The sequence below is a fragment of the Mesoflavibacter sp. CH_XMU1422-2 genome, assembly GCF_037029245.1.
Classification (GTDB): domain Bacteria; phylum Bacteroidota; class Bacteroidia; order Flavobacteriales; family Flavobacteriaceae; genus Mesoflavibacter; species Mesoflavibacter zeaxanthinifaciens.
On record NZ_JAYMEE010000007.1, the window covers coordinates 2755 to 4770 of the forward strand.

Consider the following 2016-nt stretch of genomic DNA (forward strand, 5'->3'; position numbering starts at 1 on the left):
CCGCTAACCCACGCAACTACTCATAGCCGGGACCGTTGTGGTGCATTTACCAAAACGAACGCTGGAATCAAAACTGACTAAAACCGAACTAAAATTTCAATGAATTTTTCACGACATTGTGATTTATGCGAAAACCAAATAACGAGTCTTGAAAAAGGATTGACTTGTAATTTGACCAATAAAAAACCTGATTTTAATAATACTTGCTCAAAAATTACACTTGACAAAAAATTTCAAGAAAAATTAGAAATTGCTAATCTCGAATTGGAAATAATACGTAGAAACCAAAAGTCAACACATCTGACTTTCTACAGCACAATAATTATTGGTTTTCTATTAATACTTCTTGGATACTTTTTTTCTGATTGGAATATACATAGCTTATTTCTATGGTCTGTGAAAATTGGAATGATTGTCGCTGGATTTTCATTTCTTGGAATTGCTTACTCTAAACTGAATAAATATAGAAGAGAAAATAAAAAAGCGGAACTGGAAAAAAATAAAATTGATGAAGTCCTGAAAAAATACGGAATTGAATATTATCCAAGTTTTGATTTTAAAGAAAAAATTCACGGAACTCAAGAAGTAATTGTGAAAGTTGAATTTAAAAATTGGACAAAAAGACAAACGGAAAATGCGTATAAATTTGATTATTAATAGAAGAAATAAAAAACGACACCACAACAATGTATAACCGCAATTACGGCGGATTCGACTACGTCCGAATCCACTCGGAATTGCTAACGTCAGTGCTTAACCGAAAAACTTCGTATATTTATCCGTAACTGACGGTTATACGAGACCGTTGTAGCACATTTGAGAAACTATGAAACCTGAATTGAAATATATAGAATTAAAAACTGGATTTGGAGATAACGGACCTGCTTGGATTGGAATGGCGGAATTCTCAAAATCTGGTCGAACTGTCTATTTTAATGGAAAAGCTCTTAAAAACTCAAATGCACAAGGAATTGCTGGAAACTATTACGACATTGAAAGCGGAGATGAATATTGGATTTCTGGAATAAAGAAAAACGGAACTGACCGACATTGGGCTGGAGGCGGAAAAATAATGATTGACCGAAATGTGGTTAACTTATATTTAAGTCAAGTTGACTTCAGTTCGTTGGACAAAAATCGATTTGAATTAGTGGACATTTTGCCAACTGATAAACAAAAGTTTGCGGAATTGGAAAATCAAAAAATAAACTAAAACACTGTGTTAAAAAAGAATATCAACATTGTTTTAGGTTTAATCCAAGTATTATTATCAGTATACTGGATTTATGAAATGATATCTCTTTATTACAAATATCACTATACAGATATCCTTTTTGCTTTTATGTATCCTGATTGGGTTTTGGTTTTCAATATATTATTGAGTATTGTGAACCTATATTTTGGAATAAAACTATTGAACAAAAAAATATCAATCAAACGAAGTTATTTGACAATGCTAATTTTAATAACTGTTGGTGGATTGATAAATAATTTAAGTGTTGCGTAAAATAAAAACGTGCTACAACAATGTATAACCGCAATTACGGCGGATTCGACTACGTCCGAATCCACTCGGAATTGCTAACGTCAGTTCTTAACTGAAAATTATTAACTTTAATCCCGTAACTGACGGTTATACGAGACCGTTGGTTACAATAGCGGAATTAAAAAACTAAACGTGAAAATTGTGCGAATTCTGAACTTTGAAAACAGCGGAACTTTGCGCAAAAACCAAAACGGAAACTGAATTTAATACTCGAAACCGAAACGTGACGCTGAATTGAAAATATAAAACGGAACTGTGCGCGTGAACCAACTCGAGCGGAATTATAAAAAACCTGAATTGATCACTCCTACTCGATTGAATTCCAAAATTGCGGAATAAAACGTGGAATTGAATAGCAAAATGTAAAACAAAAACTCTGAATGAACCTCAAAAAACTGAAATATAACTGTAACCAACAAAGAACTGAGGCAATAAACAAGTAAAATATTAATTATTTATTGCTAGAGTAC

At 32.4% G+C, this 2016-nt stretch carries 2 protein-coding genes; both read left to right on the top strand.

What is annotated here, in order from left to right:
* Positions 1–99: 99 nt before the first annotated feature.
* Entirely contained in the window at positions 100–657 is a 558-nt protein-coding gene (locus WA340_RS02550; protein WP_336127158.1) for a hypothetical protein, read from the top strand.
* A gap of 169 nt (positions 658–826) precedes the next feature.
* The gene (locus tag WA340_RS02555) at positions 827–1213 is read left to right on the top strand and encodes a hypothetical protein (protein WP_336127159.1); all 387 of its coding nucleotides are present in this window, start codon (positions 827–829) and stop codon (positions 1211–1213) included.
* The last annotated feature ends 803 nt before the right edge of the window (positions 1214–2016 follow it).

Excerpts from the sequence above, each read along its gene's own strand:
- WA340_RS02550 (WP_336127158.1), top strand. The coding sequence starts at position 100 with ATGAATTTTTCACGACATTGTGATTTATGCGAAAACCAAATAACGAGT.
- WA340_RS02555 (WP_336127159.1), top strand. The coding sequence starts at position 827 with ATGAAACCTGAATTGAAATATATAGAATTAAAAACTGGATTTGGAGAT.